General features: G+C 39.9%; 5 protein-coding genes. 4 read left to right on the top strand and 1 reads right to left on the bottom strand.

The genetic code is table 11. From position 1 onward, the window contains the following. Positions 1-267 precede the first annotated feature (267 nt). Positions 268-1,728, bottom strand: a complete 1,461-nt coding sequence (locus tag ACFO3G_RS04100) for an aminoacyl-histidine dipeptidase (RefSeq protein WP_380078243.1) — start codon at positions 1,726-1,728, stop codon at positions 268-270. A gap of 140 nt (positions 1,729-1,868) precedes the next feature. Here ACFO3G_RS04100 and ACFO3G_RS04095 point away from each other — a divergent pair, with 140 nt between their 5' ends. The 4 genes from ACFO3G_RS04095 to ACFO3G_RS04080 all read left to right on the top strand — a co-directional run bounded on the left by ACFO3G_RS04095 (position 1,869) and on the right by ACFO3G_RS04080 (position 5,819). Further along, the gene (locus tag ACFO3G_RS04095; RefSeq protein ID WP_380078241.1) at positions 1,869-2,096 is read left to right on the top strand and encodes a hypothetical protein; all 228 of its coding nucleotides are present in this window, start codon (positions 1,869-1,871) and stop codon (positions 2,094-2,096) included. Between the two features lie 37 nt (positions 2,097-2,133). After that, positions 2,134-2,736, top strand: a complete 603-nt coding sequence (locus ACFO3G_RS04090) for an OmpH/Skp family outer membrane protein (protein ID WP_380078239.1) — start codon at positions 2,134-2,136, stop codon at positions 2,734-2,736. Between the two features lie 429 nt (positions 2,737-3,165). Then, on the top strand, positions 3,166-3,921 hold the full coding sequence (locus ACFO3G_RS04085; RefSeq protein ID WP_380078237.1) for a 16S rRNA (uracil(1498)-N(3))-methyltransferase: 756 nt from the start codon (positions 3,166-3,168) through the stop codon (positions 3,919-3,921). 26 nt (positions 3,922-3,947) lie between these two features. Beyond that, positions 3,948-5,819, top strand: coding sequence for an oxaloacetate decarboxylase (locus ACFO3G_RS04080; protein WP_380078235.1), 1,872 nt, complete (start codon positions 3,948-3,950; stop codon positions 5,817-5,819). Positions 5,820-6,096: the final 277 nt, after the last annotated feature.

Here is a 6,096-nt window from a genome sequence, read left to right as displayed (position 1 = left end):
CCCGGGCGGACGCCAATCCCCCCGGTGTTTTTCATGTCCGCCTGACGGATGAGAAAAACAATTAAATGAAATGATTAATTTTGACTCAAAGATAAACTTCAATTACACACTTTTAGGGATACTACCTCCAGTCCGGAAAACAAAAGAGAATAACAAGAAAATTAAACAACAAGGATAATATTGCACCGGTATTTTAACAAAGAAGGGATGCATAAGGTTTTTAACCTCAACGCATCCCTTTTTTCTAACTAATTGATTCGAAGCGATTTACTTCGCTTTAGGAATTCTCTTAAGCATAAGAAGAAGGTGATCCCACCACATCTCAACAGTCTTAATCTCCATTCTTTCACTTGGAGAGTGTACATCCTTCATTGTCGGACCAAATGATACCATATCCAAATAAGGATATTTTTCGAGGAATAGTCCACACTCAAGACCTGCGTGAATAGCCTTAACAAGAGGTTTCTTGTGGAATAGTTCTTCATAAGTTTCTTCTGCCACCTTCAGGATTGCACTGTCTGTGTTTGGAGCCCATCCCGGATATCCATCAGAATGAATCACTTTAGCACCTGCCAAACGGAAGCAAGCAGCAACTTGCTCACAAACAGCATCTTTGAGGCTTTCGACACTACTTCTTTGACTTGTTCCAACCAAGATGCCATTGTTTTCGACCATCTTAATAGAAGCCAAATTGGTTGAAGTCTCAACCAGACCTTCTATTTCTTGAGACATACCCATCACTCCATGAGGACAAGCAATTACTGCAAGAAGCATATCCATCTTTGTCTTCTGATCAATCACCTGCTTAGGTGCATCACAGGTCTCAAGATGAAGTTTAACACCGGAGTCTTGCTTTTTATATTCAAATTCGATTACCGCTGCAAATTCATTCAAAAGAATACGAACATCCTCTTTTTTATTCATTGGAACTCCAAATACAGCATGTCCTTCACGAGCGATAGCATTACGAAGATTACCACATTGGATCTCTGAAAGTACCCATGGCATCTTTTCTTCGATCTTCATCAAGAAACGGGCTATGATTTTATTGGCATTACCAAGCTGCATATGGATATCTCCACCTGAGTGTCCACCACGAAGTCCATTTACCTTTACATCCATGAAAATATATCCCTCAGGAGCATTTTCAAGTGTGTATGTAAAGAGACCTTGTGTGTCCTTACCACCTGCACAGCCAATAAACATCTCACCCTCATCTTCTGAGTCAAGGTTCAAAAGAATACGACCTTTTAAGATCTCAGGATCGATATTATGTGCACCTGTAAGACCCGTCTCTTCGTCTACAGTAAATAGACATTCGATTGGACCATGCTCGATATCATCACTCATAAGGATTGCCATCTCAGCAGAACAACCAATACCGTTGTCAGCACCAAGAGTTGTACCTGCAGCATGTACCCAACCATCTTCAACAATAGTCTTAATAGGATCTTTATCAAAGTCATGATCAACATCCGAATTCTTTTCACATACCATATCCATATGGCTTTGAAGAATTACGGTTTCTCTGTCTTCATATCCTTTGGTTGCAGGTTTGCGCATTACAATATTGCCGATAGCATCCTTTGTATAATCGAGATTGTGCTTCTTAGCAAACTCTTCCAAGAATGCAATAATCTTACCTTCTTTCTTTGATGGACGAGGTACTTTTGTAATCTCGTCAAAACATTGCCACAAAACTTTGGGCTGTAGATCTGTCATTTTCATTGAAAACCAGTGTTTTATATTATGAATTTAATTTATGCACAAAGATATGATGTACCATAGTATAGAATTGGCTTACCTCCAGATTATTATTGTCTCAAGATATTCTTCTACCTTTGTACAGCACAAATATAATATTTTGTATGAAGATAGCCTTGATAACTTTAGGAATAACTTTGGGGATTGTAGCTGTTTGCGTTCTCCTTATGTCCGTCAAAGTCATTTTTAAGAAAAATGGGCGCTTCCCAACCGGTCATGTAAGCGATGTTCCGGCTTTGAGGAAGCGAGGGATCACCTGTCACCGATCTCAGATGTTGGATGAGATCAATCATAAAAATCTCAAGGATATCCTCAAAGAGGAGAATAGATAGACAACAACTGATCATCAATAATAACAATGAAGATAATATGAGAAAGAAGATTTCATTCATAGCCCTAATTGTAGCAATCACTCTGGGCGGAAGTGTTTTCACTGCTTGTAACAATCAAAAAACAGATAACAAACCGACAACTGTTCAAAATACAGGAAACAATGGCATCAAAATTGCCTTTGTCAGACTGGACAGTTTGTACAGCAAATATCAATATTATAAAGATATCAACGAACAACTCAACAAAGAAGCTCAAGCCAGTCAAAAAGCTTTGGCATCAAAACTCAATGCCTTTGGTAAAGCTGCAGAAGATTTTCAAAGAAGAGTCCGCACCAATGCATTTGTTTCTCAAGAGTCTGCACAAATGGAGCAACAGAAACTTGCTAATATGCAACAAGAAGGACAGCAATTTGAGGCAAAGCTACAGCAAGAGATGATGAACAAAAACATGGCTGCGATGGATAAGTTTCAAAAAAAGCTTCAAGAAGAGATCAACAAGTACAACAAGGATAAGGGATTTACATTCATATTGACTGACCTCAACCATCAGAACTTATTATATGCTGACTCTGCTTATGATATTACGGATGAATTGGCAACCTTCCTTAATAAAGAATACAGCAAAGAAAAAGACAAGTAATATTGCACCCTATTGAGGAGCTAATCCAAGGGGCTGAATCGGACTATTATTTCGATTCAGCCCCTTGTGATTGATAAACTTAGCAAATAAATCTGCAGATAGATAGATTTCAATACTCCTTGGTTAATACCCCAATCGGTCCTAAACAACTTAATAAGTTTAACAACATAGTTGGTATCAATCAAAATGGATCTTCTCAACTTTTTGTAATCAAGTTTATATTTACACAGCAATTATCAATGTGCTAATCTTATCACTGAAAGATAGATATAACACAATAAAACGCACATTATTCTCATAACACCGATAAATAACGAGCAATTATTCATTATTTTCGTCAATAAAGCATCTTTATTCCCAATATAATCTGTAAATTTGGCGGTGTAATTAGATGTGTGTGGATAAAAAAGGAATTATCGTATGCGAGGAATGACCGAACTTCCCCTGTTTTTTGCCCCTGATATCGCATCAGAGTTGGAACTTCCGGAAACAGAAGCTCAGCATTGTACGAGGGTATTAAGAATGAACATTGGTGACCGGATAGAGGTTACAGATGGCAAAGGCAACCTCTATGAATGTGAGATAATCGGAGTAACTAAACGCTCATGTATGATTAACATCCTTTCATCCAGTTTCATCCCTTCATTCTGGAAGGGAAATATCACCATCGCCGTAGGAGCAACCAAACATATCGATCGTATGGAATGGATGGTTGAGAAATTAGTGGAAATTGGTGTAGATCGCATATCTATTATCAAATCTGATCAATGTGAGAGAAAAAGTACCAGACTTGATCGTTTGGAACGAATTGCAGTGAGTGCAATGAAACAATCACTGAAGACGGTAATGCCTAAAGTTGAGACAGACATTCCATTCAAAGACTTCGTTGCTTCACTAAAAGACACAACAAGCGTCAAAATGATAGCTCACTGTTCCGACGATCCAACCTTACCGAAGAAGGTTACTCCTTACGAATTGTATGAAGGTCAAGAAGATGCAGTCATTCTGATTGGACCTGAGGGTGACTTCACAAAAGAGGAGGTTGAGTTTGCAATGGCCAACGGTTTTAGGACAATCACATTAGGCGAAGCACGCTTAAGGACAGAAACAGCAGCTGTATCGGCTTTGCAATGGCTTCAGATTGGTCAAAAGATAAAACTATCAGAAGAAAATCGACAAAAGTAACAAGTTTAGAATAAAACCTTATTTAGATGAAAAAAGCAACTAAAAAAGAAATCAAATTCAGCTTGGTGTACCGCGATATGTGGCAATCATCAGGCAAATTTCAGCCCAGAGCTGATCAATTGGCACGAATTGCACCTGTCATTGTAGAGATGGGATGTTTCCATCGTGTAGAAACCAATGGTGGTGCTTTTGAGCAGGTGTGCCTTCTCGCAGGCGAAAACCCCAATAAGGCTGTTCGTGCATTTACAAAACCCTTCAACGAAGCAGGTATTCAGACCCACATGCTTGACCGTGGTCTAAATGCTTTGCGTATGTACCCTGTACCGGCAGACGTTCGTCGCCTGATGTATAAGGTTAAGAAAGCGCAAGGAACAGACATCACACGTATTTTTGACGGACTCAATGACGAACGCAATATCATTCCGTCCATCAAATATGCTCTTGAAGCAGGTATGATTCCTCAAGCTACATTGTGTATCACATATTCACCGATTCACACTGTAGAGTACTACTCTGCCCTTGCAGACAGGCTCATTGCTGCCGGTGCTCCCGAAATTTGCCTAAAAGACATGGCAGGTATCGGACGTCCCGCATTCCTTGGTAAGTTGGTAAAAGAGATTAAGACAAAACACCCGGAAGTTATCATTGAATATCACGGACACTCCGGTCCCGGTTTTTCAGTGGCTTCAATGCTCGAAGTTTGCGAAAATGGAGCAGATATCATTGATGTGGCAATGGAGCCACTATCTTGGGGTAAAGTTCACCCGGATGTAATCACAATCCAACAGATGCTTCGCGATGCAGGCTTCAAGGTTGCAGACATCAATATGGATGCATACATGAGAGCTCGCTCTATGACACAAGAGTTTATCGACGAATGGTTAGGCTATTTTATCAATCCAACCAACAAACACACCACATCTCTTCTTGTAGGCTGCGGTCTTCCCGGTGGTATGATGGGATCTATGATGGCTGACCTCAAAGGTGTACATGCCGGTATCAATATGTTCCTTCGTCAAAATGGCAAACCCGAATTGTCTGTTGATGACCTCCTGGTTAAGCTGTTTAATGAAGTTGAGTATGTGTGGCCGAGACTTGGTTATCCACCACTTGTAACTCCATTTAGCCAGTATGTTAAGAACGTATCTCTTATGAATGTTTATAACCTTATTCGAGGAGAAGGTCGTTGGCAGGCTATTGACCAAAACATCTGGGGTATGATCCTCGGTAAATCAGGTCGTTTGCCAGGCAAACTCGATCAAGAGATTATTGACTTGGCTAAATCAAAGGGCTTAGAATTTACAGATGAAGATCCTCAGCTCAACTATCCGGATGCTCTTGACGAATATCGCAAAGAGATGAAAGAAAACGGATGGGACTTTGGTGAAGATGACGAAGAGCTATTCGAACTTGCTATGCATGATCGTCAATACCGCGACTTCAGAAGTGGTGTTGCCAAAGAAAGATTTGAAGCCGACCTTGCTAATGCCAAGGCCCAAGCTCTTGCAAAGCAAGGCTACAACGAAGAGGACGTAAAGAAGGCTATGCGCGAAGGTTGCCAACCAATCTGTGCCACAGCCAATGGTACACTTCGCTGGGAAGTTGATCCCGAAGGTTCAATGGCTCCTAATACAGGTAGTCGCTTCATTACCAATCAACCAATTTGCACAATTGAGACAACCGTTGGTTACATGGAAGATATGAAGTCTAACTTCACCGGTAAGTTAATTGAAGTATCTGTTCCACAAGGAGGTGCTGTCCGTAAAGGTCAAGAGATTGCATGGATTAAGCCGGATGAAAAGGAAGAGTTTTATCAAGAGGCAGCTCCCAAACTCAAAAGAGTAGAACAAGAAGCTGATCCACGAAAGAGAGTTCCTGCTCCTCCCAAACATTATTAATCCATAAGGATATAATAAACGATAGATATCCGGAAGAAATAAGATAAATCTTCCAATCTAATATTAAAGAGGCTGTGTCAATTCATTCTGACACAGCCTTCTTTGTTTTATCTCAAATTATTGCAAAAAGAAAATCCCTTAATAAGCTATAGAAGGATACTGTCCCAAAAAAGTGTGTAAGACCCAAGACTATTATCTTTGAAATTACAAACTAAAAAACGATAAAAAGCATGAACCTTACACAAGTACAAATTAAAGAAATTATTTCGAATTGTCT

The organism is Falsiporphyromonas endometrii (assembly GCF_042654485.1).
GTDB lineage: Bacteria > Bacteroidota > Bacteroidia > Bacteroidales > Porphyromonadaceae > Porphyromonas > Porphyromonas endometrii.
This window is presented reverse-complemented; position numbering and strand designations above follow the sequence as displayed.